This is a genomic window from Rossellomorea marisflavi, from assembly GCF_009806575.1.
GTDB classification, from domain to species: Bacteria; Bacillota; Bacilli; order Bacillales; family Bacillaceae_B; genus Rossellomorea; species Rossellomorea marisflavi_A.
Genome location: NZ_CP047095.1, coordinates 3,159,699 through 3,184,426, shown reverse-complemented (window position 1 = coordinate 3,184,426; position 24,728 = coordinate 3,159,699). Strand labels below are relative to the sequence as shown.

Sequence of the window (24,728 nt, the reverse complement as noted above, 5' to 3'; positions counted from 1 at the left end):
CTTTGGCTAGTACATAAAACGATTCATGAATCGGAGCTGATCGAACTGTTGGATGGAGTCGGGGTCCACGCGCTCCCCGATACGCGCCATGAGGCAGTTCGCGGGATGGGAGCTGATCTCCGGGTCATCCGTCGCGAAATATTCCAAACCTCCTGCGTTCATCATCTTCTCCATCACTTTCCGGTATTCCCACACATTGAGACCCGTCCCCTTCAGGTCCCAGTGCCAATAATATTCGGTTGTGATGATGATGAAATCCTCCATATGGTCATCCATCATGGATACCTTCAGGAGGGTCTTGCCGACGGATGCCCCGCGGAACTTCGGGATCACTTCAATCGCACCGAGCTCGATGAGATTCTTCATCTTTCCCTGCGACCAGCGCTCCAGGGGATCCGGGTAGAGATATGTAACATAGCCCACAATCTGGTTCTCATCCCGTGCGATGATGATCCTTCCTTCCGGGAGCTGGGCGATTTCGATCAGGGCTTTATGCTGCTGCGGAGCAGGCCTGAATGCCGTCAGGTCTTCATGGAAATCGAGTTTGGCCAGCTCTTCGGACGAGATGGGTCCCTCGACGACGATCCTGCCTTTGGTTGTCTTAAGTTCTGTTGCATTATAGGTCATTTTTAATTCCATGTGGCCACCACCTATTGAATTTCCTCAGTACCAGTATACATGAAAGAGATAGCGCTTTCATGACTTTTCTATCATTCTATCACCAATCGTTATTCTGGAATATTTTAAGAAGCTCGCCAGATCAACGTTTGCCGTCATCTTTCCTTCATTCTTCTCTAGTCTCATTTTTTAAAAAATTGAGAATATATTATATTTATACTATAATGGAAATGTCATTTCATTCACAAGGGGGATATGTCGATGAAAGTGGAAGCGCTACCAGTAACGAAGGGGGATTATAATCTCGCAGATTATGATCAAGCATATGAATCATTTGACTGGAAAGAGGTAGAGAAGGAATTTTCATGGTCAGAAACCGGCCGGGTCAATTTGGCTCATGAAGCCATCGACCGTCATGCGGAGACCCACCGTAAAAATAAGGTGGCCCTGTACTACCGGGACCCTGAGCGGAATGAAAAATATACGTTTGCCGATATGAAAAAGCTGTCCAACCAGGCAGCGAATGTACTGAAGAACTTCGGGGATGTAGAAAAGGGGGACCGGGTGTTCATCTTCATGCCACGGTCACCTGAACTTTATTTCAGCATCCTTGGCGCCATCAAGCTCGGTGCCATTGTCGGTCCATTATTCGAAGCCTTCATGGAAGGAGCGGTCAGGGATCGTCTCGAGGACAGCGGAGCCAAGGTGCTTGTCACCACTCCGGAGCTCCTGGAGCGGGTGCCTGTAGATCAACTGCCCCAATTGAAACATGTATTCCTCATCGGGGATGGGGTCAAGGAAGATGCTGTGCACATCGACTTCATGGCGAAGTTCAAGGATGCCTCGAAGAAGCTATCTGTCGAGTGGGTGGACAGGGAGGATGGATTGATCCTTCACTATACGTCGGGTTCAACCGGGAAACCGAAAGGCGTGCTTCATGTCCATAATGCCATGCTCCAGCACTATCAGACATCGAAATGGGTCCTCGACCTTCAGGAGGAAGATGTGTACTGGTGCACCGCAGATCCCGGGTGGGTGACAGGGACATCGTACGGAATCTTCGGTCCGTGGCTCGCCGGCGCCTCGAATGTCATCGTCGGTGGCCGCTTCAAACCCGAGCATTGGTATAAAACGATTGAAGACTACGGTGTCACCGTATGGTACAGCGCCCCGACTGCATTCCGCATGCTCATGGGGGCAGGGGATGAGATCGTGAAGCAATTCGATCTTGGCTCCCTCCGTCATATCCTGAGCGTCGGGGAACCCCTGAATCCGGAAGTGGTGCGCTGGGGGATGAAGGTGTTCAATCTTCGTATCCATGACACGTGGTGGATGACGGAAACGGGCGGGCAGCTCATCTGCAACTACCCGAGCATCGAAGTCAAGCCGGGGTCCATGGGCAAGCCGTTCCCTGGTGTGAAGGCTGCAATCGTCGATGATCAGGGGAACGAACTGCCGCCGAACCGGATGGGGAATCTTGCCATCAAAAAAGGCTGGCCGTCCATGATGCGCCAGATCTGGAATAACCCGCAGAAATATGATTCCTACTTCATGCCGGGTGACTGGTATGTATCGGGGGACTCCGCCTACATGGATGAAGAAGGATACTTCTGGTTCCAGGGCCGTGTCGATGATGTGATCATGACGTCGGGTGAGCGCGTCGGTCCGTTTGAAGTGGAGAGCAAACTCGTTGAGCATCCGGCAGTCGCAGAAGCCGGCGTGATCGGGAAGCCCGATCCGGTCCGCGGGGAAATCATCAAGGCGTTCATCGCCCTCCGCGACGGGTATGAGATCAGTGATGAGCTGAAGGAAGAAATCCGCACCTTCGTCAAAAAAGGACTCGCTGCCCACGCAGCACCCCGTGAAATCGAGTTCCGGGATAAGCTTCCGAAGACCAGGAGCGGTAAGATCATGAGGCGCGTCCTGAAAGCATGGGAGCTCGATCTCCCGACTGGTGACCTGAGTACGATGGAAGATTGATAGCGAAGAAAGGCCCCCTCATCTCGGATGAGGGGGCCTTTCTTTATTCTTCTGCCGGCTTATCGGGTTCGGCAGGGGGATCTGGTTTTTCTTCAGCCGGCGGATCAGAGGAATCGTCTGATTGACCATCATCTGTCTCCTCCGGCTTTTTCGGTTCATCCGGTTTTTCCGGCTTTTTCTCTTCCGGTTTTGCGTTCGTCGGTTTTGCCTTCGGCTTCGAACTGCCGATCTGGACCGTGTTGGATGGCTTGGACTCTTTTCCTGCCACATCCACAGCAACGACGTAGTAAGAACCATTTCCTACGCTTGCCGATAAAGAGCCCCCGGACTTGACGCTTGCCACCTTCTTACCTGATGAACTGTATACGCGGTAGCCGACCACATCACTGCTTCCGGACGATGTCCAGGAAACGGAGCTGCCGCCTGCGGAGGCTTTTACTCCTCCAGGGGCCTGACCATCATCAGACAGTTTATTCTCGGCGACGAGGACGTTCTTGAAGCGTGCGTCTCCGTCTGGGATGAGCTTGCTGGCATCCCCTGGTACCTTGCCGAAGATCCTCTTGACGAAGTCGGGATTCAGGATGACCCCCTGTTCGGCGAACTCGTCAGGCGTTTCCGGTAAGGCCATATACTTCTTGCCACCTGCGACGACGTACTTGCTCATCACGAGGCTGTCATCGGTCTTCGTCGGCACATATTTGGCATTGAACAGATCGGTCTTCACCAGACCGGCTTTGCTGCATGCCTCGGAAGGAAGCATGCCTGAGATCGAGCAGTACGAACGTCTTACGATCCCGTCCGGTTCCTTGAATGACTCATCGGGATCGATCAGTTTCGGATCAAGGTCCCTCGTGTCATTCAGCAGTCGGGCCCAAAGGCGGATCGTACGCTGTCCATAATGGCCATAGATGGCATCGGAATCAGGTGTCTTCAGTGGAGAAGGCTGATCATATCCAAACCAGGTACCGAATGTGATGCTCGGATTGGATGCAACGAACCATGAATCATGGTAATCCTGACTTGTGCCCGATTTTCCTGCCCAGTCGGAGGAGAAATTCAGGAACTGCTTGGCGTAGCGTCCTGTCCCAAGGCTGTAATCCAGTGTATCCCTCATCATATCCAAAGTCAGATAGGCGGTCTGAGGGCTGAAGACGTCGACCGGTTTCGACTTATGTTCATAAACCGTTTTTCCATCGGAATCCTCGATTTTCTCAATCATATACGCATCAACGAACTTTCCACCGTTTGCGAAGGTGGTGTAGGCATTGACGTTTTCTTCCACCGTTACTCCCTGAGAAGCTGCTCCCAGGGTAAGGGCAAGGTTATTATCCCGTTTTGTAAGGGAATCGAAGCCCATTTTCATCAGGAATTGATTGAACGGATCGCGGTCATAGATATTGATGTAATTCCGTGCAGCCGAGATATTCAAGGATTCGGCAAGGGCGTAGCGTGCCGGATACAGCCCCTTCTCATTGAAGGAGTAGTTCTTCGGTGACCAGGCTGCTCCGCTACCGCTTGCAGCGGAGAATTCCACATCAGGGATCGGTGTCCCTGGCGAAATCGTTCCATATTCAAGGGCAGGTGCGTAAGAGAGGAGAGGTTTCATCGTCGAACCGTTGGAACGATGGGAATGGGTGGCGTGGTTGGTCTGCTCCAGTTTGAAGTCCCTTCCACCCACGAAACTGATGATCCGTCCGCTCTTGTTCTCGATCATGATGGCACCGACCTGAACGGGTTCTTCCACGGTTTCTTCTTTTCCGGTCTCTTCATTGGTCACGGTTTTTGTTTTGGTGATCCCGTACATATTGTACTCGTCTTTCGTTTTTTGCATCTGATCGTAAATCTTTTTGTTGATCGTCGAGTGGATCTTGTATCCACCGGAGCGGATCTTGCGGTCAGCCTGGATTTTGTATTCCTTCGTCAGCTTATCGCTATTTTCCAGGTCTTCTTTAGAATAGCCGTCCTTTTCGGCAAGGACTTCTGTCAAGATCTCGATGGAGCGCTCTTCCAGTTCGGCCATGAGCCAAGGATACTTTTCCTGTGGAGATTTTTTCTTCTTGATGAAATCCTTCTTCAAGTCGTAGGCGACCGCTTCATCATATTGCTTCTTTGTAATGTACCCTTCGCGATGCATCCGGAACAGCACGGTGTTTTTTCGCTTCAATCCAGCTTCCAGGTCTTCCTTCAGCTCACCCCGATTGGTATAGGGCGTGTAGGTGAAGGGCGCTTGTGGAAGCCCTGCGATGAAGGCGGCTTGCGGAAGGGAAAGATCTTTTGCTTTCACACCGAAGATCCCCTCGGCAGCAGTCTCGACGCCGGCAATATTCTGACCTGATGAATTCCGGCCAAGAGTGGCCATATTGAGGTAGGCCTCCAAGATCTCTTCTTTGTCGAAGAATCGCTCCAGCCTCATGGCAAGGAGGATTTCTTTTGCCTTCCGTTCGAAGGACACTTCATTCGTGAGGATCTGGTTTTTGATGAGCTGCTGGGTGAGTGTGCTTCCGCCTGATTGGGTGGAGGAATTGGTGAATTCCTGCATGACTGCCCGCACGATGGCTTTCGGTACCACTCCGTCATGCTCTTCGAAGTACTCATCCTCCGTTGCGATGACGGCATGCTGCAAGTCCACCGATACATCCTTCAGCTTCACTTCTTCACGCTCGAGGTCGGTGCGGAGCTTTCCGAGATACACATCATCGGCAAAGTAGAGCTGGGAGGTTTCTTCATAGTTATAGATATCATCTTTCATTTCTTCATAGGGACGCAGAGGCTCATCTTTGACCAGGGAGGCAAAGTAGCCGGCCCCGACTCCACCGGCGAAGGCAAAACCGAGGACGGCCGTGACCATGATGATCAGCAGCAGGTTCCACAGCACTCCATATGTAATCCGGGTCCGCTTTTGGAATGTCGGACTTCGGAAAGGCTTCAGTATAGGATCTATTTTGTCGAGAAATAATTTCCATTTTTCGTTCATTTATTCATCCCCTCCAGAACATTCCCATTATAGCATAATAGGGTGAATGCGGTCGGAAAAAGTGGAAAAAAGTCTGACGGCTGAAGGGGGAGTCGTTGACTATTCGGGCGGAATATGATAAAAACCATATAGAGTGAATGAAAAATGTTAGGCAATGATGGGAACGAGTAGTTTGTGTTTTCCGTAACAGCCAGAGAGCCGATGGGTGGTGAAAATCGGCACGGCACGCAGACGAATTACCTCCCGGAGCTTTTGTTGTGAACCCAAGTAGCAGCAAACGGTAAGAGCCGTTATTTCAAAAGAGTGAAGGACAGCTTGTCCTTAATTTGGGTGGTACCGCGCGAACAGCGTCCCTGCATATTTGTGCAGGGGCTTTTTTTATGCGCTAAACGATAAGGAGGAATGGAAAAATGGAATTATTGAAGGATTTGGACTGGAGGGGCATCACGTACCAGCAGACGGATGCAGAAGGACTGGAGAAACAATTGGAGAAGGAAAGCATCTCGATCTACTGCGGGATCGATCCGACGGCAGACAGCATGCATATCGGTCATCTTCTGCCGTTCCTGACCCTGCGCCGCTTCCAGAATGCGGGTCATCGTCCCCTCGTGCTTGTCGGTGGGGCAACGGGCCTCATCGGGGATCCGAGCGGGAAAAGCGAAGAACGGAAGCTGCAGACCGTTGAAGCGATCCAGGGAAATGTAGCGAGCATCAAGGTTCAGCTTGAAAGCATCTTCGACTTCGAAGGTGAAAACGGAGCCGTGATGGTGAATAACTATGATTGGATCGGGTCCATGGATGTCGTGACCTTCCTTCGAGACTTCGGGAAGAATGTCGGCATCAACTACATGCTTGCCAAAGACACGATCTCATCCCGTCTTGAATCCGGGATTTCGTTCACGGAATTCACCTACACGATCCTTCAGGCGATGGACTTCAATCACCTGTACGATCACTACAACTGCAAGCTTCAGATCGGAGGGAGCGACCAGTGGGGGAATATCACGACCGGTCTTGAAATGATCCGTAAAACGCATGAAGAGGAAACGAAGGCGTTTGGATTCACGATCCCGCTTGTAACGAAAGCAGACGGAACGAAATTCGGTAAAACCGAAAGCGGTGCGATCTGGCTCGATCCGAAAAAGACGTCACCGTACGAGTTCTACCAGTTCTGGATCAACACGGCGGATGCCGATGTGGTGAAATACCTGAAGTACTTCACCTTCCTCTCCCATGAGGAGATTGATGCACTTGCTCAGTCCGTTGAATCAGAGCCTCATCTGCGTAAAGCCCAAAAAGCCCTCGGTGAAGAAATGACGAAGATGATCCACGGCGAAGAGGCCCTTGCCCAGGCCATCCGGATCTCGGCGGCATTGTTCAGTGGAGATATCAAATCCCTATCTGCGGATGAAATCCTTGAAGGCTTCAAGGACGTACCGACGGTCGAAGCTTCAGCTTCTGACGAGATCGGCCTTGTCGACCTCCTCGTCGATGCGAAGATCTCCCCATCTAAACGCCAGGCACGCGAAGATGTCGGCAATGGAGCGATCTACATCAACGGTGAACGCACGACGGACCTTCAGCACGTCATGGGGGCAGAGGACAAAATTGAAAACAAATTCACCATCATCCGGAGAGGGAAGAAGAAATACTTCCGTATCCAATATGTGTGAATGAACGAAAGTTAATATGAAGAAGGACTTCCCGGGATGGGAAGTCCTTTTTGCGTCATCCGACGTTACGACAGCCATGCCGCGATCGTATCGCTATATTCAACGATTGCCAGTGCGGCGGCCAATGAGACGGACGAGCCGATCATCCAGATTGCCGTGCGTTTCTTCTGGCGTGCGTTGAGTTTTTTGTCGTTCATGACAGAACCCAACACCGTCGAAAGGGCGATAAGCCCTAAACAAAGCCATAGGGTCATTGCATCACCTCCTATACGGACGAGTCATTACCCTCATCCTGCAGCGTTTTTTACTGAAATTACCTGATTTCATTTTAGCATACATGCCAATCGAGAGGAGGGGAATGGAGTGAGGCATCGATCGTTCTCATGTGCTCTCACTAGAGAGGGATGTCATCAGCGCATTGAGGATCTGCTTCCCCAGCCGGAAGATTTCTAAGGGGGTACCCTTTCTTGCAGGCAGAACCTATATATAAGATAGGAGATCAGGTGGATGGGGCATGGGCATATGGAAGAATGAAGACATGATGATCGATGGCGTTGCACGGAAAAGATGGCGGAGCAGGATTTGTTTTCTTCCTTACAGATCTCAACGCTGTATCCTATTGAAACGCCTTGTGAAATGGATGTGAAAGACTTATGAAATGGATGTGAAAGAGAAATGGAATGAAGATGGAAACATAAAGAAGAACTTAAAGATCGTAAAGATTGTGAAGAAGGAAAAGAAGATTGATGATATGTGCGCGAGGCTCAGGGTTGCAGGGGATGGCGGAAATGGAGGCGCTGAAGAACCGGAAGTTGATCATGAGCTGTCAGCCATGGTGGAGAAGAGGGATCCGGTAGTGGGGATGCATAGGATAGCGGAAGCGTGCTGGAAGAGGTGATTATTTGCATAACACTAGACTAGGGGACAATGGGATTCTCGTCCGGTGACGTTTTCCAAACAGAAAAAATCCCCTGAAACGTTGAAAACAACATTCCAAGGGACTCTTTTTGCTCATTAACGAGAGTAGAACTCAACGATAAGAGCTTCATTGATTTCAGCTGGTAGTTCAGAACGCTCAGGAACGCGTGTGAATGTACCTTCAAGCTTGTCAGCATCGAAAGTAAGGAATTCAGGAACAAAGCTGTTCACTTCCATCGCTTCTTTGATGATGTCAAGGTTGCGTGATTTTTCACGAACTGAGATGACTTGTCCTGGTAGTACGCGGAAAGATGGGATATCTACGCGTGAACCGTTCACTGTTACGTGACCGTGGTTGACAAGCTGACGAGCTTGACGACGAGTACGGGCAAGACCAAGACGGTACACAACGTTATCAAGACGGCACTCAAGTAGCGCCATGAAGTTTTCACCGTGCTTACCTTGTAGTTTGCCAGCTTGATCGAACAAGTTGCGGAATTGACGCTCAGTTACTCCGTACATGTGACGAAGTTTTTGTTTCTCTTGAAGTTGAAGACCATACTCAGAGATTTTTTTACGTTGGTTAGGACCATGTTGTCCTGGAGCGTAAGGACGCTTTTCTAGTTCTTTACCCGTTCCGCTTAGAGAGATTCCAAGACGACGGGATAGTTTCCAGCTTGGGCCAGTATATCGAGCCATGAATGACTCCTCCTTTATTGTTTTTATTTTGTTGTAAAATAAAAACACCTGTGAACAGCCAATATGTGCATTTTGTTTTCATGTACCTTCGCCCTAGCAGCAGCGGGTTACGAGATACACCTCGTGGTAAGAGGAACAAAATACGGTCATAAGGGACTTCACTGAAGCTGCATTATTTTACACAAAGAATATTATATGATGCGGAGTGCCAGAAGTCAAGGAGGGATTTGGACCTATCCAAAAACCCATCATACCTGAAGATCAATCTAGTCCATAAGTCACTTACTATGCTATAATGACGTTTATAGAAAAGTACGAACGTCGTCCACAAAGGGGAAGATGGTAAAGCATCTTCCGATCGGCCCCTTCGTTTTCGGAGAGGCTAATGGGTATTGTTTTCTGATTTTTTAGTTATCTGATGCCGGGAAGTGTGCCTGGCGGCGGAGTAAGGGATCAAGGGCCGCCAGCGTCGTTGCCATTGCCACTACCGGCTGTTGCAGCTGTTGTATAAGACAAACCTTTGGTGTGGGTGAGGGGAAAAATGACTGACAATGAAGTAATATTAACGTATAAATCGAATCTTTTCGACTTGATCTATGATGGGGAACCATCCACTTATATAGAAGGATGGCTCAGAATCATGAAAGAGTCCTGGGACTGCAAGAAAGTATATCTGTATATCCATTCGGATGACGCCTATCTATTATATGGTTCCGGGGAGACAGGGGACGTTCCCCCCTCGATCCGGGAAGAGGAAATCCGGTATCTGGATCCTTTCTTGATTCGCTATGAAGGGGCACATGAGGGAATCCTTGAGGGGTTCGCGTTTGCTGACCATCAGGGTAGCGGCAGCTCGCTGCTCTTTTGGAGCGGTGGTGAAGAAGTGGAGCCCGCCCAGCTGAAGCAGATATGGGAGGTGAGCAATCGCTTCCTGCTTCATACCCGTGCGATTCAGACGGTGCATGAAGATGAACGCAGATACAGGGAACTATTCAACGTGACGGAGATTTTCCACTCCACCCGGGATGTAAGGAAGCTCCTTGCTGTGACGATGGAGACCCTGAAGCGCGTTTTCCCCCAGGATGTATTCACGCTGCTCCTGGCGAACGATCCCGTTGGGAATGAAGCCCATTCGATCCGTCATTTTGATTTGGACAAAGCGAATGAGGCCTCCATGCATGTATTTGTCAGCGGGGAAATGAAATGCTGGGGTGAGCAGGTCCTCTATGCACCCCTGAAAGGGACTCAAGGGATCTATGGGGTACTCGAAGTGAAGCTCAATCCTGTATCGGTGCTGACCGATCATAAAATCGAATTTGTAAGGCTCCTTGCTTATACGGCGGGAAGCGCCCTCGAGAATGCCAAACTTTACGAACAATCCAGGAAAGTCATTTCCGATCTTCAGCTGATCAACGAGACCTCCCACCAGTTGAACTTGAACCTGAGGATGTCCGACACCCTCCAGTTTTTGAGGAAGCAGGTGGAGAGATCCTTCCAGACGGAACATATCGGCTTTGTCCTTTTCGAGGACGGAGCCGTGACAGTCGCGGAGGAGAGCTCGGATCTGTTCGGGCTTCCCTCCGGAAAGCAGTATGTGGAATTTGTGCAGGAGAGGATGAAGCAAAGCAGGGAAGCCATCTTCATCGGCGAGATGAACGAACAGGTGAGTGATGGAGAACCCTTTTCTTCCCTGATGGCGGTTCCGATGCTGCATGATGGAAGCCTCCTTGGCTTCTGCCTCGTCCTTCACCGGGAGGCCTATCGCTTCTCATTCGATATGTATAAGCTGTTTCAATCCTTCATCCATCATTCCACCCTTGCCATCACGAATGCAAGGCTTCGGGAGAAATTGGAGGAGCTGGTCATCACCGATCAGATGACCAATCTTTATGCCAGGGCCTATCTTGGAGAAAAGATGGATGCGTCCATGGAACAGGATGACCACGGCACCCTGCTTCTTGTCGATATCGATGATTTCAAATCCGTCAATGACCGGTTCGGTCACCAGGTTGGTGATGAAGTGCTCGTCCAGGTGGCGGATCTGATGAAGGAAGTGGTGGGTGAAAGCGGATATGTTGCCCGGTGGGGCGGCGAAGAACTGGCCGTCTATCTTCCTTGTGTCGGACAATCGATCGGTGCTTTGATCGGAAGGGCCCTTGTCGAAGGGATCTCTGAAAAGACCTCCCCCAGGGTGACCCTTTCTTGCGGAGTGGCCTCGTGGCATCGCAAACGTTCTGCGGTCACGGTGGAGAAGCTCGTGAAGCGGGCGGATGAAGCACTTTATATTGCCAAGAATAATGGCAAGAACCAAGTGGTCCTTGAAGATCGAACCACGTATGCATAGTACCCGCCGGAACTCCGGCGGGCTTTTTCGTATGTGTGAGGTGTATCGCTGACGGAGCAGTAGGGGGAAGGACATCTTGGTAAGCCCCGGGTACGGTGGGATCATTCCGGCAGGGACGGTCAGGGGTCAAAATCAGGGCGAGATGCTTCCTTTAACACATTAATGTAAACGCTTTCTTTTTAATGTGTTTTCGCATATTCTAGAAGTATAGACAGAGGAGGGATAGAGAGAAATGAAAGAACGCAAACGATTTGAGACCAGGGTCATTCATGAAGGTTATTCTTCGGTGGAGCATTCGGACAGTCTTGCTCCGCCGCTTTATCAGACATCCACCTATACATTCCAAACAGCAAAGCAGGGGGAAAGGCGCTTTGCAGGGGATGAGGAAGGATATATATATTCAAGACTCGGGAATCCGACGGTTTCGATTCTCGAGGAGCGGATGGCTTCCTTGGAGGGAGGAGAAGCGGCGCTTGCATTCGGTTCAGGGATGGCGGCGGTTTCGGCTGTGCTGTTTTCATTGACGAAGGCAGGCGACCATATCGTGTGCTCGCAAGGGGTATATGGGTGCACGTTCGGTCTTTTGGAGCTGATGGAAGAGAAATTTGGGATAAGCCATGATTTTTCCCCGATGGACACGGAGGAGGAAATCCGCTCGAAGCTCACGGACCGGACGACATGCATCTACGTAGAGACGCCGATCAACCCTACGATGCAGCTTATCGATTTGGAGCTTGTTTCAACAATTGCAAAGGAAAAAGGAATTCCGGTGGTGGTGGACAATACCTTTTGCTCGCCATACCTTCAGCGTCCCCTTGAATTTGGCTGTGATCTGGTCATCCACAGCGCCACCAAATATATAGGGGGTCATGGGGATGTGATAGCAGGGATCGTCGTGGGGAATCAGGAACGGATGTCAACGATCCGCATGACCACCCAAAAGGATATCGGCGGCATCATCTCCCCCTTCGATGCGTGGCTCCTGCTGCGGGGATTGAAGACCCTGGCTGTGAGGATGGACCGCCACTGTGAGAGTGCTTCAAAAGTGGCGGAGCAACTTAAGCACCATCCACTGGTGGAAACGGTCATCTTCCCGGGGCAGGTGGAACATCCACAGCATCACATCATGACCAAGCAGATGAAAAAGCCGGGTGGGATGATTTCGTTTACCATCAAGGGAGGCAAGGAAGACGCGCAGAGGCTCATGGATGAGCTGAAGATGATCAAAATAGCCGTGAGCCTCGGTGATGCCGAATCCCTCATCCAGCATCCGGCAACGATGACGCACGCCGTGGTACCGGAAGAAATGCGCATGAAGATGGGGATCACCGATACGCTCCTCAGGCTTTCGGTAGGACTGGAAGCCTATGAAGATATCTGGGAGGACCTTGAGAACGCACTGAATCGGATTGGGAAATAAAGAAAGGAGGGCAGCCGGATCGGCTCCCTCCTTTTTTCTATCCTATCAAACGTGACGCACAAGCTCTTCCACAAAGCGTTCAAGATAATGTTGATCTTCTTCGTCGAATCGGGCTTTTTCAGGGCTGTCGATATCGAGGACGCCGATCAGCTTGTCACCCTTCACGATCGGCACGACAATCTCTGATTGTGAAGCAGCATCGCAGGCAATATGGCCGGGAAATGCATGGACATCCTCGACGAGCATCGTCTTCCGTTCCGATGCGGCCGTGCCGCATACGCCTTTGCCCAGTGGGATGCGCACACATGCCGGCAGCCCCTGGAACGGCCCCAGGACGAGTTCATTGCTTTCTTCTTCATAGAGATAGAAGCCTACCCAATTGGTGCGGTCGAGGAATTGATTCAACAACGCAGAAGCGTTGCTGAGGTTCGCGATGACATTCGGCTCTCCTTCAAGCAGCGCACTCAGCTGCTTGGTGACGAGTGTGTACCCTTTATCTTTTGAATCCTCATATTTTTCTACTTTAAACAACACAAACTCCCCCTATTCTACACAAATTGATCCGTCAACACCCTGTTTCCCCTTCACCCGATGGATTATGTCGATAAGTAAAAGGAGGGAATCGGCCGCGATGGACGAATACATGTTGTAACGCTGCAGGTCCCCCGAACGGGAACCTCACGAACGTATTGAATCAGTTTTAGCATATTTCCAAGAAATCTTCAATCCATTCCGTTCTCTACCGGCCAATCAAACGAAACGAGGGATTCGAATGAAGAAGCTCATAAGTACAAAAGACGCGATTTTTGCTGCTGCTGTTTCATTATTCAATGACCATGGATTCGATGGAACGTCTGTCAGGGATATCGCCGGCAAGGCCGATGTCAACCCGGCGACGATCTCCTATTATTTTAAAGGGAAACAGGGGCTTCTTGAAGCCTGCTTCACGCACTTCTTTGAACCCTATCTCCGCTTTTTGGAGGAGGAGGCAGCGGCCCTCCCGTACATCGATGCAGAAGTGTGCCTGAAACGTGCCGTCTACAAACTCCTGAAGTTTCAGAGTGAGAACCATCAGCTTACCCGGTTCATCTGGAGGGAAGTGTCCATCGACTCCCAGGTCGTAAGGGAAATCATCGCTTCCTATCTGATGAAGGAGCGCTTCTACTTGAAGTGCCTGTTTGAAAAGGGGATGATGGATCACTCTTTCAAGAAGCAGCCGGTGAATTTCCTCATCATTCAGCTGAAGTCGATGCTGACCTTCCCGTTTCTCAACAGCCAACAGCTGAGGGAGGTATGGCAGCTTTTTCCCCAGGAATTCTATTTTGTGGACCATTACTATCAGCAGATCGATCAGTGGATCAGGCTGATGCTCGTAGAACAAAGGAACGAACCGTTTGAAAAAGAGATGCTCGTCTGAGATTCAGAGGAACGTCATCCGGCTCCTTCCTTGATCAAGGCCGCTGACCGTATGGGCATCAGATCCGTATACGATGGGGATTCCCATCCCATATGCCTGCCGGATGACCGGTTCGGGCGGATAGGATTCGCCGCAGTGCGGCTTGATTATACCGGCCCCGTTATAATCAAGTTCCATTCCGTTAGTGAGAATGGCCTGCAGGATGCCTAAAATATCCTTGGAAAAGGATCGGGTCGTCGGGTAGAGCTTCTGGAATTTGTTCGCGAGTGTCATATGACCGATCCGCTTCGGTTTATAGAGACCGAGGTCCGAATGGATGGAAGAAAGGACGGCTCTGTAATACTCTTCATGGACCGCATCGACTCCGCCGTATGCTTCCGTCATCCTGCCGAAGATCTCCTCACTATAGTCCAGGCAGTACCAAACCCCGTCTTTCTTCAAGAAGTGAACCGAGAGGATGCAGTCGTCGAGGGATGGACCGTATTTCTCCAGCAGCTCTTTTGTCCCTGCTTCATATCCCTCAATATAATCCACCTCGAGGCCAGCAAAAATCACGATGCGGTCACCATATTTCCGTTTTAAACGGTCGATTTCATTCAGATAGTCTTCCATCTGCCCGACATGCATAGCGCTGTCCCTTTCCGGCGCAGGATCGATGAAGTCCCTGGGAAGGGGAGCGTGCTCTGTGAACGTGGCGTGGGTGTATCCGAGTGTGATGAGTCTTTCGACATATTCTTCCATGGCATCCTTGCTTCCGTGCGGACAGAATGGGGTATGGATATGACCATCCCGTTTGAACATGGACAAGCCTCCTATTCCTTAATCGGCTAAGATTTTGCCCGTCATATGGCGAAAAATCGTCCATTCGACGGAAAAACTGCCGATTATGACTTTTTATCGAGTAAAATTCGAATTTAATAGTCAAAAAATGTCGTTAACATGGTATCATTATAGCAATGAGATAAATTTTACGAAACTTAACTTTAGATAAATGTTACTGAATAGTTGAACAGGGGGCTTATGATGCAGTACATCATCGGTGGAATACTACTAGTATTGATTGTCTTCCTGACGGGATTCTTTGTCAGGAAGAAATATTATGCAGAGGTCGATCGCTACGAATCCTGGAAGATCGATATCATGAATCGTCCTGTCTCGGATGAACTTTCCAAAGTCAAACAACTGAACATGACCGGGCAGACCGAGGAATTATTCGAACGCTGGAGACAGGGTTGGGATGAGATCGTAGCCGTGCAGCTCCCTGAAGTGGAAGAACTTCTATTCGATGCAGAGGAGCATACGGATAAGTTCCGGTTCAACAAAACAAAAGCCACCCTTTCCCGTATCCATGAGATCCTCACCGGTACCGAAGCAAAGATCGAGACGATCCTGAAGGAACTCGATGAACTGATCGGCAGTGAGGAGAAGAACAGGGAAGAGATCCAGACGCTTCAGGAAGAATACCGCAAAAGCAAGAAGCAGCTTCTCGCTTATCGCCATACATATGGTTCCACGGCTAAACCGATCGAAACCATCCTGGATGAGATGGGCAAGCAGATCGAACGATTCGAGGAATTGACCGAACAGGGGAACTATATCGAAGCACGTGAGATGGTCCTTGGACTCTCTGAGAAAATGAGGGAAACCGCCTATAAGATGGAGGCCATCCCGAAACTGCTCACAGAGTGTGAAAACGTCCTGCCGGTCCAGATTTCGGAGCTTGAAGCAGGATATGAGGGGATGAAGGAAGAAGGGTATATCCTTGATCACGTGGAGGTCGAAGAGAAGGCCGCCGCATTGAAGGCATCCCTTGCGTCCCACGTCACCGACCTCGGGGAACTGAAGGTGGAAGGCGTGGAAGACGGCCTGAAGGAAATGAAGGAAACGATTGAATCGTTCTACGATATCCTGGAAAAGGAAGTACACGCCAAGCATTTCATCGGGCAGTACAAAGATGCCACGACGGAGAGTCTCATCAAGGCCAAGGAAGAGAATGAAGACATCCAGGCTGAGCTCAGGATTGTCCAGCAGGCGTACCATCTGCGGGACGAAGCACTCACGATCCCCAAGGATCTGGAACACAAGATCATCCAGCTTTCCAAACGACATGAACAGATCATGAAGAAGGAAGAAGGGCAGGGTGCCCCGTACTCCAATCTGAGTGATGAACTGAAAGATATCCGGAGCAGTCTGGACGAACTGAACAGGGAGCAGGAAGAATTCAATCTTTATCTTCAAACGATGAGGAAAGATGAGCTTGCCACCAGGGAAAAAATCCAGGAGCTGAAGAAAAAGGTGGCTGAAGCGAGCCGCATGATTTCCAAAAGCAACGCGCCGGGGCTCCCGCAAGGATACAAAGATCTTCTTGATGAAGTCCATAATAAAATTGAGCAGGTGAATGTCAGTCTCACAGAGAAACCGCTGAATATGAAATTTGTTCAGGAAACATTGCTTGCAGCAGAAGACACCGTGGACCATTTCTATAAGAAGACCGATGAACTCATCGAAGATGTCATCCTCTCTGAACGGGTGATCCAGTACGGGAATCGCTACCGCAGCCGCTATTCATCCGTCCATGACGGCCTCAGGAACGCCGAGGAAGCATTCAGGCAGTATGAATACCGGAGGGCGCTGGAAGAAGCGGCCACCACCTTGGAAAAGGTGGAGCCGGGTGCGCTGAAGAAGATCGAGAAGATGCTTGAAACGAAATAAAAGAAGCAGTCCCCCTTCACCGTGAATACGGGCGAGGGGGCTGCTTTTTTTTATGCTGTCTACATAAGACTCATTCATGGGTTCGTAACGGTCGGATCGCGGGATATAAGAGGGACAATACGATACTCACAGGTGCCTCCTCAAACAGCAGCAAAAAGCCCGCCCCGATGATGCCGGGGCGGGCCGTGTCACGATTACGCTTGAATCAATCGTTTGCTCGTTCCGATAATCAATGAGATCAAGAAGCCGATCAAGGCCCCGAAGATTGCCGGGGTGATCCAGCCGATCCCTTCTGCGTAGAGGGGAAGGAAGGCGAGCCAGTCCCTGACGGCTGTCACTTCGATTCCGGCTTCTTTCAGGCCGTCGAACAAACTGACGAAGGCGGTCAATGTCAGCGCCGTGATATACACGGGGCGATACCCTCTGAACAGATTGTGGAAGAACGAAAGAATGATCAATACGATAGCCATTGGATAAATGAAAATCAGCACCGGAACGGATATGGAAATCAGCTGCGTCAATCCGATGTTGGAAATGATCATACTGAACAATGAAATGATGAACACCAAAGCTTTGTAAGGGATCGGAAGCAGTTTGGAAAAATACTGCGCACTCGCCGATACCAGTCCGATCGATGTCGTCAGACAGGCAAAAAGGATGGCCAGGCCAAGGACGATGATCCCGAACGACCCCAGCAGTTCTTCGGATGCTGCGGCAAGGAGTGCGCCGCCATTTGCCTGTTGCCCAATGGCATCGGTCCCACTTGCCCCGATATAGCTGAGGGACAGGTAGACGAGGGCAAGACCTGTAGCCGCAATCACGCCGGCTTTCATGGTGATGGCCGAAATACTGGCCTTGGAGGTGATTCCATGGTCTTTAATGGAGTTGATGACCACGATTCCGAAGACGAGTGCCGCAATGGTATCCATTGTCAGATACCCTTCGATGAATCCTTTGAAAAGCGGACCGTTCTGATAGGCTTCCATTGGTGTACCAAGTTTCCCCATCGGCGTGACGATACTCTTTACGACTAGGACGGCAAGGATGATCAGTAGTGAAGGAGTCAAAATCTTCCCGATCCGGTCGACCAGCTTGGACGGATTCAGACTGAGCCAAGCGGTCAAGGAGAAGAAGATGAGCGAGAAGATGATCATCGGCATCCGGCTATCGGTCAATCCTTCCGGTAAGAACGGCAGAACGCTTATTTCATAGGTCACCGTCCCGGTCCGTGGTATTCCAAAGAAGGGACCGATGGCTAAATATAGGATGACGGTGAAGGCGACGCCGAAAACGGGATGTACCCTGCTCGCAAGGGACTGAAGGTCGCCGCCGGATTTGGCAATTGCGATGACGCCCAGAAGAGGAAGCCCCACCCCTGTTATCAAGAATCCCAGGATGGCCGTCCATACGTGATCACCGGCCTGCTGGCCTAAAAATGGAGGGAATATCATATTCCCGGCTCCGAAAAAGAGTGCGAACAGCATCAAGCCTATTGCCATTACACCACTAAATGGAAGCGCTTTCTTATTCATATACTTTCCTCCGTTTCATTCATGCTTGTTGATTGTGTTGGTAAGAAGGGATAAGTGCGTTCAATAACGAAATAATCAAACAATTTAGTATATTCAAATAGTATGACCTGTCACTTACTTACATGATTCTCGCAAAAATTCAGTTATATTTCAATGAATAAATTTGGAAAGTATATTAAAAATTCATGAACAATAAAAAAGTGTGCTTCTTATTTGGGAATCCTTGCAGGTATGGTAAGATTAAAAATTGAAATGTGAGCCAATCCATAAGCAGGTGAGATAGTTGATCTATTTAGATAATAGTGCCACAACGAAACCATATAAAGAAGTACTCGACACGTTCATGAAGGTGAACGAAACGCTGTATGCAAATCCATCTTCGATCCATTCGTTCGGTGGGAAGGCGGATGACCTCATCAAACGTTCACGGGAGCAGGTAGCGGACCTCCTTGGCGTTGAAGGATCAGAAGTCTTCTTCACATCGGGAGGGACCGAGTCGAATAATCTGGCCGTCAAGGGGACGGCCATGCAATACAAGAACCGGGGGAGGCATATCATCACCTCCCGCATCGAACATCCCTCCGTGAAAAAGGCTGTAGAAGACCTTGAAGCGTTCGGGTTCCGCATCACCTATGTGGGCGTTGATGAGGACGGACGGGTTGATCCCCGGGAAATCGCCGCTGCGCTCACGGATGATACCATCCTCGTCAGTATCATGCATGTCAATAACGAGGTCGGGACGATCCAGCCGATCCGGGAAATCGGTGCATTGCTCAATGAGCGACCGAAAACCCTGTTCCATGTGGATGCCGTACAGGCATGCGGGAAAATACCGTTGGATCTGCACGCTGCGGGAGTGGACATGTGCAGCCTTTCCTCCCATAAGATTCACGGAATCAAGGGAACGGGAGTCCTCTATGTCCGGAGCGGGGTGCGTCTTTCCCCCCTACTATCCGGTGGTGAACAGGAAGGAAGCCTCAGGAGCGGGACCGAAAACACAGGGGGGATCGCGGCCTTTGCCAAGGCTCTTCGCATGCATTTGAAGGAAAGGGAAGAATCCCTTCCGCACATGGAGGAAATCAAAGGCTACTTAAGAAAAGGGTTATCCAAACTCCCCTATGTGACGGTCCATACGCCTGAAATCAACTCAGCTCCCCATATCCTGAACTTCTCCATCGAAGGGTTCAAGGGGGAAGTGATGGTCCATTCACTCGATCGGCACGGGATTTATCTTTCCACCACGAGTGCCTGTTCATCCAGACAGCATAAGCCGAGCGAAACGCTCCTTGCCATGGGCGTATCGGACGTGCGCGCCAACAGCTCCCTCAGGGTGAGCCTGTCCTTCCATACGACCATGCAGGAAGCACGGACGTTCCTGGAAACACTGGAGAGGGAAATCCAGTCATTAACAAAAACGATGAGGAGATCACGATGAAGTATAATCGAATTCTAGTTAGATACGGTGAAATTTCTACTAAAGGAAGAAATCGCAAGAAATTCACGTCCCAACTGAGGGGAAATATCCTGGAGGCCCTAAAGGATCAGCCTTCCATATCAGTCAATGCAAGCAGGGATCGCCTTCACATCCTGCTTGGGGAAGCGGACGGGGATGACGTGATCACAAGGCTATCCTCGATCTTCGGCATCCAGTCATTCAGCCCGGTTGTCATGACGGGCAGGGATGTGGATGAAATGATGGAAGCGGGCCTCGCGCTTGTGAAAAAAAGCTTTGAACCCGGAAAAACGTTCAAGGTATCGGCAAGACGGGGAGATAAGACCTTCCACCTTGATACGAACGAATTGAACTATCAGATCGGGTCGTACATCCTGAAAAATATGGAGGACTTGACCGTCGATGTCCGTAATCCCGATATTAAACTGAATGTGGAAGTAAGGAAGGAAGGGGTTTACCTTTCATCCGAAATCTACCCGGGTGCGACAGGCATGCCGGTGGGGGCGAGTGGAAAGGCGATGCTCATGCTTTCAGGGGGCATTGATAGCCCAGTTGCCGGTTATCTGACGATGAAACGTGGCGTGGAGATCGATGCCGTCCATTTCCACAGCCCCCCTTTCACCAGTGAAAGGGCAAAGCAGAAGGTCATCGATCTTTCGAAAAAGCTGTCGGCATTCAGCGGGAAGGTGAATCTGCATATTGTCCCGTTCACGGCAATCCAGCAGCTGATTCATGATCAAGTGCCTGAAAATTACACCATGACCTCAACACGGCGAATGATGCTCAGGATCACAGACATGATCAGGGAAAAACATGAAGGGCTTGCCATCGTGACGGGTGAAAGTCTAGGGCAGGTAGCCAGTCAGACACTCGAGAGCATGCAGGCGATCAACGATGTGACGAATACCCCGGTCCTTCGACCGTTGATTGCCATGGATAAACTGGAAATCATAGAGATTGCCCAGAAGATCGATACGCATGATATCTCGATCCTTCCATATGAAGACTGCTGTACGATCTTTACGCCTCCTGCTCCGAAAACCAGACCGAAGCGTGAAAAGGTCCAGTACTACGAAAGCTTTGTCAACTTCGATGAGCTCATCCGCGAAGCGGTCGAAAAAACGGAAATCATGCAGATCGACGGTTCTTCCCATAAGGAAGAAAGCTTCGACGACCTTCTCTGAGTTAGGAACATTTACCAAAGACATCCCTTGCATGAAGCCATGTGTTTTCGCACATTCTATACTCAACAAGCAACGAGGAGGTGAAAACACATGGCAAACAACAGAAGTTCTAACCAACTAGTAGCTCCTGGAGCTCAACAAGCTATCGACCAAATGAAATACGAAATCGCTTCTGAATTCGGAGTTCAACTTGGTGGAGATGCAACTGCCCGCGCTAACGGTTCAGTAGGTGGTGAAATCACTAAGCGTTTGGTTCAAATGGCTGAACAACAAATCGGCGGTTACCAAAAATAATTGAATACAATGGCTACAATGGAGCGGGCATTGCCCCGCTCCTTTCTTTTTGGGATCAGAAAAAAGAATATTTAAAAAAGTTAAAACATTTTGTATAATGGAGTGGGCCATGTAAAAAAAAGGGGGAACCACGATGAAAAGGGAAGAACTTATAGCACCGGAAACATACAATCTGGTAGAGGAAGTCGAACGCTTCGCTGCAAAAGATGGAGCGAAAGCCCTCCTGTGGATGGACGAACAAGGAAACGAAAAGCAGATCAGCTATTATGATCTGATTAAAGTGGCGAATAAATATGGAAACGTTTTCATTGAAGAGGGATTTACAAAAGGCGATGTGCTTCTCGTCATGGTGCCAAGGTTGATCGAAGCGTATGCTGTTTATCTTGCTGCCTTGAAAGCTGGTCTGGTGGTGATCCCGAGCTCGGAAATGTTAAGGGCGAAAGATCTCGGATACCGCATCGATCACGGGGATGTAAAAGGGATTGTTGCGTATTCCCCGTTTATCAGTCAGTTTGAAGGCGTTGAAGGTATAAAGGATGTAAAGAGATTTGTTGTCGGCGGGGGGCAGGAAGGCTGGATAGATCTTGAAGAAGAAGCCAAAAGCGCTTCGGACGAGCTTCGTTTCGCTGATACACGCCGTGATGACATGGCATTTCTTTCCTATACATCAGGGACGACTGGTAATCCCAAAGGGGTCGTACATACACACGGCTGGGCCTACGCCCATCTGAAGACCGCTGCAAAGGAATGGTTGGGTATCGAGGAAGGGGATGTCGTATGGGCCACGGCGGGGCCAGGTTGGCAAAAATGGATCTGGAGCCCGTTCCTTTCCGTGCTTGGGTCCGGAGCGACAGGGCTCGTTTATCAGGGGAAATTCGAGCCGCATACCTATTTGAAGATCCTTCAAGATCATCGGGTGAACGTCCTCTGCTGTACCCCAACGGAATACAGGCTGATGGCGAAGGTGGATGACCTCGGTTCCTATCATCTTGATTCCCTTCACAGTGCGGTGTCAGCCGGTGAACCGTTGAACCGGGAAGTCATCGACGCGTTCCAGAAGCATTTTGACGTCCTCGTGAGGGATGGTTACGGGCAGACGGAAAATACCCTTCTTGTCGGGGTAACCAAGGGAATGGAACTGCGTCCCGGATCAATGGGGAAACCGACGCCTGGGAACCGGGTTGAAATCATCGATGAATTCGGGAAGCCGTGTGAAACCGGGGAAGTGGGAGACATTGCCGTTCACCTTGAGACCCCGGCCCTTTTCAAGAACTACTACAAAGATCCCGAAAGGACGGCCATGCAATTCCGCGGAGATTACTACATCACCGGGGATAAAGCCAAACGGGATGAAGATGGGTACTTCTGGTTCGAAGGGAGGAGCGATGACATCATCATTTCTTCAGGATACACGATCGGGCCATTTGAAGTGGAAGACGCCCTGGTGAAGCACCCTTCCGTGAAGGAATGCGCCGTGGTCGGGAGCCCTGATGAGATCAGGGGGCTGGTCGTCAAGGCTTTCATCGTCCTGAGAGACGATGTGGACCAGGAAGATTCGGCTCTCATCCCTTCCCTTCAGGAACATGTCAAAGAACTGACGGCTCCTTACAAGTATCCACGAAAGATTCAATTCGTCGACGAATTGCCGAAGACGACTTCAGGCAAGATCAGGAGGATCGAACTCCGACAAAAAGAGCTCGCCGCACAAAATTGAGGAGCCAAAAAAGGGAGTCCATAGCGGCTTCTTTTTTTCGTCATCATGAGCGAATGTCAGTTCTTTCTGATTTTTGCACTTTTATGGTACAGTAGATACAGAATTTTTTGGAAAGAAGGGAACAACCACGATGGGAACATTATGGACGAACGGAACAATCTATACGATGCAGGCAGAAGGTCAGACTGTCGAGGCGGTATGGACGGAAGATGGCAAAGTGAAGGCCCTTGGCAGCGAAGCTGCCCTAAGGGAGCGATATCCAGTGGACCGGAATATGGACCTTGAAGGCAAGATCATGTTCCCGGGGTTTGTGGATAGCCACATGCATCTTATCGGACATGGAGAGACATTGATGAGGCTGGACCTTTCCGAGATGACCAGCAAGGAACAGGTACTGAAGGCAGTGAAGGAAAAGTCCGCCCATACCCCGGAAGGAGACTGGATCATCGGGGAAGGGTGGAATGAAAATCTTTGGGAGGATCCAAGCGTCATCACCAAAGATGAAATCGATCAAGTAGCAGCCGGACACCCTGTGCTCCTGAAACGGATATGCCGCCATGCGATCGTCGTCAACACATTGGCCCTTGAAAAAGCAGGCATCACCGACGCATCGGAAGATCCCGAAGGGGGACTGATCGACCGATACGAGGATGGACGTGTCAACGGAGTGCTGAAGGATACGGCACAGGATATCGTGACGGGGATCCTGCCTGCCATTTCACTGGCGTATCTCGAAGAAGCGCTCGCAAAAGGGGTTCAAAGCTGCTGGGAAAACGGCCTTACAGGCGGTCACACAGAAGATTTGAGTTATTACGGAGATTTTAACAAAACGTATCAGGCGTTTGTGAATACGCTCGGCAATGGCGCTAAGAAGTTCAGGGCCCATCTCCTCGTCCATCATGCCGTCATCGAAGACTGGCATGATGAAGGGCATCAATTCCTCGAGGGAGGACCTTATGTGGAATTCGGAGCCATGAAGATCTTTGCCGATGGCGCCCTTGGCGGGAGGACGGCACTCCTCAGCCATCCGTACGCCGATGATGAAAGCACCAGCGGAGTGAGCATCCATACGGAGGAAAACTTGCAGGCCCTCGTAGCGAAGGCAAGATCCTATGATTTACCGATCGCCGTCCATACAATCGGGGATCAGGCGTTTGAACAGGTAGTGGATGCCATCACGAAAGAGCCTACGGTGAAGGGGAGGCGCGATCGATTGATCCATGCCCAGATCCTCCGCCAAGAATTGATCGAGAAGATCAAGGGACTGGATTTGATCCTGGACATCCAACCCCGTTTTGTCGCATCTGATTTTCCTTGGGTGATCGACCGGATCGGAAAAGACCGGATGAAGTATAACTATGCATGGAAGACGCTCCTTGAAGAAGGAATCCACTGCGCAGGCGGGTCGGATGCCCCGATCGAGCCGGTTAATCCCTTTCTCGGTATCCATGCGGCTGTAACACGGACCAATCCCGTTGATCCCGATCATACGGTTTATGGACCCGAGCAGGTATTGAGCATGTATGAAGGGATTTCCCTATTTACAAAAGGCAGTGCATTCGCGTGTCACCACGAAGCCGACCGCGGTCTCATCAAGGAAGGCTATGATGCAGACTTCACGATTTTAAGCGAAGATCCCTTCACTGGTGGCCCCGAAGTGCTCCTGAAACAAGTGGTGGCGATGACCGTCGTCGATGAGGACATCGTCTTTGACAGAGATAGGAAAAAATAATGATTGCCCCTGGTCACCCCCATGGCTATAATGGAGTTATTTCGGTCATTGAAATAGTCTGGGG

General features: G+C 50.3%; 19 protein-coding genes and 1 other annotated feature. Of the genes, 12 read left to right on the top strand and 7 right to left on the bottom strand.

The features are described 5' to 3' along the window. Window positions 1-6: 6 nt before the first annotated feature. Window positions 7-639, bottom strand: a complete 633-nt coding sequence (locus tag D5E69_RS16530) for a GNAT family N-acetyltransferase (protein WP_048007439.1) — start codon at window positions 637-639, stop codon at window positions 7-9. A gap of 240 nt (window positions 640-879) precedes the next feature. Between D5E69_RS16530 and acsA the strand changes: the two genes are divergently transcribed. After that, window positions 880-2,598 carry an acetate--CoA ligase gene (gene acsA / locus D5E69_RS16525; RefSeq protein WP_159129928.1) on the top strand — a complete coding sequence of 573 codons (1,719 nt, stop codon included), beginning with the start codon at window positions 880-882 and terminating at the stop codon, window positions 2,596-2,598. 43 nt (window positions 2,599-2,641) lie between these two features. On the opposite strand, the gene D5E69_RS16520 is transcribed toward acsA, so the two are convergent. Beyond that, window positions 2,642-5,572, bottom strand: a complete 2,931-nt coding sequence (locus D5E69_RS16520; protein WP_048014846.1) for a transglycosylase domain-containing protein — start codon at window positions 5,570-5,572, stop codon at window positions 2,642-2,644. 145 nt (window positions 5,573-5,717) lie between these two features. After that, window positions 5,718-5,930, top strand: a binding site (T-box leader). A 52-nt stretch (window positions 5,931-5,982) separates the two neighbouring features. Between D5E69_RS16520 and tyrS the strand changes: the two genes are divergently transcribed. Then, the gene (tyrS, locus tag D5E69_RS16515) at window positions 5,983-7,245 is read left to right on the top strand and encodes a tyrosine--tRNA ligase (RefSeq protein ID WP_048007442.1); all 1,263 of its coding nucleotides are present in this window, start codon (window positions 5,983-5,985) and stop codon (window positions 7,243-7,245) included. A gap of 65 nt (window positions 7,246-7,310) precedes the next feature. On the opposite strand, the gene D5E69_RS16510 is transcribed toward tyrS, so the two are convergent. Then, complete coding sequence (locus D5E69_RS16510; protein ID WP_048007443.1) at window positions 7,311-7,499, bottom strand: hypothetical protein; 189 nt, start codon at window positions 7,497-7,499, stop codon at window positions 7,311-7,313. Window positions 7,500-7,903: 404 nt separating this feature from the next. Here D5E69_RS16510 and D5E69_RS16505 point away from each other — a divergent pair, with 404 nt between their 5' ends. Then, a complete protein-coding gene (locus D5E69_RS16505) occupies window positions 7,904-8,143 on the top strand; it encodes a hypothetical protein (protein ID WP_048007444.1) in 240 nt (79 codons plus the stop codon). Between the two features lie 116 nt (window positions 8,144-8,259). Here D5E69_RS16505 and rpsD read toward each other — a convergent pair whose 3' ends face one another. Further along, window positions 8,260-8,862: a 30S ribosomal protein S4 gene (rpsD, locus tag D5E69_RS16500; protein WP_048007445.1), complete on the bottom strand. Its 603-nt coding sequence runs from the start codon at window positions 8,860-8,862 to the stop codon at window positions 8,260-8,262. 541 nt (window positions 8,863-9,403) lie between these two features. On the opposite strand from rpsD, the gene D5E69_RS16495 reads away from it, so the two are divergent. Further along, window positions 9,404-11,206 carry a sensor domain-containing diguanylate cyclase gene (locus D5E69_RS16495; protein ID WP_048007446.1) on the top strand — a complete coding sequence of 601 codons (1,803 nt, stop codon included), beginning with the start codon at window positions 9,404-9,406 and terminating at the stop codon, window positions 11,204-11,206. 232 nt (window positions 11,207-11,438) lie between these two features. Further along, window positions 11,439-12,626 carry a methionine gamma-lyase gene (gene megL, locus D5E69_RS16490; RefSeq protein ID WP_048007447.1) on the top strand — a complete coding sequence of 396 codons (1,188 nt, stop codon included), beginning with the start codon at window positions 11,439-11,441 and terminating at the stop codon, window positions 12,624-12,626. 45 nt (window positions 12,627-12,671) lie between these two features. Here the strand turns inward: megL and D5E69_RS16485 are convergent, their stop codons facing one another. Beyond that, window positions 12,672-13,157: a GAF domain-containing protein gene (locus D5E69_RS16485; RefSeq protein WP_048007448.1), complete on the bottom strand. Its 486-nt coding sequence runs from the start codon at window positions 13,155-13,157 to the stop codon at window positions 12,672-12,674. A 241-nt stretch (window positions 13,158-13,398) separates the two neighbouring features. Here D5E69_RS16485 and refZ point away from each other — a divergent pair, with 241 nt between their 5' ends. Next, window positions 13,399-14,043 carry a forespore capture DNA-binding protein RefZ gene (refZ, locus tag D5E69_RS16480; protein WP_048007449.1) on the top strand — a complete coding sequence of 215 codons (645 nt, stop codon included), beginning with the start codon at window positions 13,399-13,401 and terminating at the stop codon, window positions 14,041-14,043. Between the two features lie 3 nt (window positions 14,044-14,046). Here refZ and hisJ read toward each other — a convergent pair whose 3' ends face one another. Then, a complete protein-coding gene (hisJ, locus tag D5E69_RS16475) occupies window positions 14,047-14,844 on the bottom strand; it encodes a histidinol-phosphatase HisJ (protein WP_148795646.1) in 798 nt (265 codons plus the stop codon). 219 nt (window positions 14,845-15,063) lie between these two features. Between hisJ and ezrA the strand changes: the two genes are divergently transcribed. Beyond that, window positions 15,064-16,755 (top strand): septation ring formation regulator EzrA, encoded by a 1,692-nt coding sequence (gene ezrA / locus D5E69_RS16470; protein WP_249931506.1) that lies wholly within the window; start codon window positions 15,064-15,066, stop codon window positions 16,753-16,755. 194 nt (window positions 16,756-16,949) lie between these two features. Here ezrA and brnQ read toward each other — a convergent pair whose 3' ends face one another. Next, window positions 16,950-18,287, bottom strand: coding sequence for a branched-chain amino acid transport system II carrier protein (gene brnQ, locus D5E69_RS16465; protein ID WP_048007452.1), 1,338 nt, complete (start codon window positions 18,285-18,287; stop codon window positions 16,950-16,952). A gap of 283 nt (window positions 18,288-18,570) precedes the next feature. On the opposite strand from brnQ, the gene D5E69_RS16460 reads away from it, so the two are divergent. The 5 genes from D5E69_RS16460 to D5E69_RS16440 all read left to right on the top strand — a co-directional run bounded on the left by D5E69_RS16460 (window position 18,571) and on the right by D5E69_RS16440 (window position 24,664). Beyond that, window positions 18,571-19,722 (top strand): cysteine desulfurase family protein, encoded by a 1,152-nt coding sequence (locus tag D5E69_RS16460; RefSeq protein ID WP_048007453.1) that lies wholly within the window; start codon window positions 18,571-18,573, stop codon window positions 19,720-19,722. Further along, window positions 19,719-20,924, top strand: coding sequence for a tRNA uracil 4-sulfurtransferase ThiI (gene thiI, locus D5E69_RS16455; RefSeq protein ID WP_159129926.1), 1,206 nt, complete (start codon window positions 19,719-19,721; stop codon window positions 20,922-20,924). Before D5E69_RS16460 ends, thiI begins: the two co-directional genes overlap by 4 nt. 90 nt (window positions 20,925-21,014) lie before the next feature. Continuing rightward, window positions 21,015-21,218, top strand: a complete 204-nt coding sequence (locus tag D5E69_RS16450) for an alpha/beta-type small acid-soluble spore protein (RefSeq protein ID WP_048007455.1) — start codon at window positions 21,015-21,017, stop codon at window positions 21,216-21,218. A gap of 133 nt (window positions 21,219-21,351) precedes the next feature. Beyond that, complete coding sequence (gene mbcS / locus D5E69_RS16445) at window positions 21,352-22,932, top strand: acyl-CoA synthetase MbcS (RefSeq protein ID WP_159129925.1); 1,581 nt, start codon at window positions 21,352-21,354, stop codon at window positions 22,930-22,932. A gap of 130 nt (window positions 22,933-23,062) precedes the next feature. Further along, window positions 23,063-24,664 carry an amidohydrolase gene (locus tag D5E69_RS16440; protein ID WP_159129924.1) on the top strand — a complete coding sequence of 534 codons (1,602 nt, stop codon included), beginning with the start codon at window positions 23,063-23,065 and terminating at the stop codon, window positions 24,662-24,664. Window positions 24,665-24,728: the final 64 nt, after the last annotated feature.

Coding starts and splice junctions, on each gene's coding strand:
- D5E69_RS16530 (WP_048007439.1), bottom strand. CDS start 639: ATGGAATTAAAAATGACCTATAATGCAACAGAACTTAAGACAACCAAA.
- acsA (WP_159129928.1), top strand. CDS start 880: ATGAAAGTGGAAGCGCTACCAGTAACGAAGGGGGATTATAATCTCGCA.
- D5E69_RS16520 (WP_048014846.1), bottom strand. CDS start 5,572: ATGAACGAAAAATGGAAATTATTTCTCGACAAAATAGATCCTATACTG.
- tyrS (WP_048007442.1), top strand. CDS start 5,983: ATGGAATTATTGAAGGATTTGGACTGGAGGGGCATCACGTACCAGCAG.
- D5E69_RS16510 (WP_048007443.1), bottom strand. CDS start 7,499: ATGACCCTATGGCTTTGTTTAGGGCTTATCGCCCTTTCGACGGTGTTG.
- D5E69_RS16505 (WP_048007444.1), top strand. CDS start 7,904: ATGGATGTGAAAGAGAAATGGAATGAAGATGGAAACATAAAGAAGAAC.
- rpsD (WP_048007445.1), bottom strand. CDS start 8,862: ATGGCTCGATATACTGGCCCAAGCTGGAAACTATCCCGTCGTCTTGGA.
- D5E69_RS16495 (WP_048007446.1), top strand. CDS start 9,404: ATGACTGACAATGAAGTAATATTAACGTATAAATCGAATCTTTTCGAC.
- megL (WP_048007447.1), top strand. CDS start 11,439: ATGAAAGAACGCAAACGATTTGAGACCAGGGTCATTCATGAAGGTTAT.
- refZ (WP_048007449.1), top strand. CDS start 13,399: ATGAAGAAGCTCATAAGTACAAAAGACGCGATTTTTGCTGCTGCTGTT.
- hisJ (WP_148795646.1), bottom strand. CDS start 14,844: ATGTTCAAACGGGATGGTCATATCCATACCCCATTCTGTCCGCACGGA.
- ezrA (WP_249931506.1), top strand. CDS start 15,064: ATGATGCAGTACATCATCGGTGGAATACTACTAGTATTGATTGTCTTC.
- brnQ (WP_048007452.1), bottom strand. CDS start 18,287: ATGAATAAGAAAGCGCTTCCATTTAGTGGTGTAATGGCAATAGGCTTG.
- thiI (WP_159129926.1), top strand. CDS start 19,719: ATGAAGTATAATCGAATTCTAGTTAGATACGGTGAAATTTCTACTAAA.
- D5E69_RS16450 (WP_048007455.1), top strand. CDS start 21,015: ATGGCAAACAACAGAAGTTCTAACCAACTAGTAGCTCCTGGAGCTCAA.
- mbcS (WP_159129925.1), top strand. CDS start 21,352: ATGAAAAGGGAAGAACTTATAGCACCGGAAACATACAATCTGGTAGAG.
- D5E69_RS16440 (WP_159129924.1), top strand. CDS start 23,063: ATGGGAACATTATGGACGAACGGAACAATCTATACGATGCAGGCAGAA.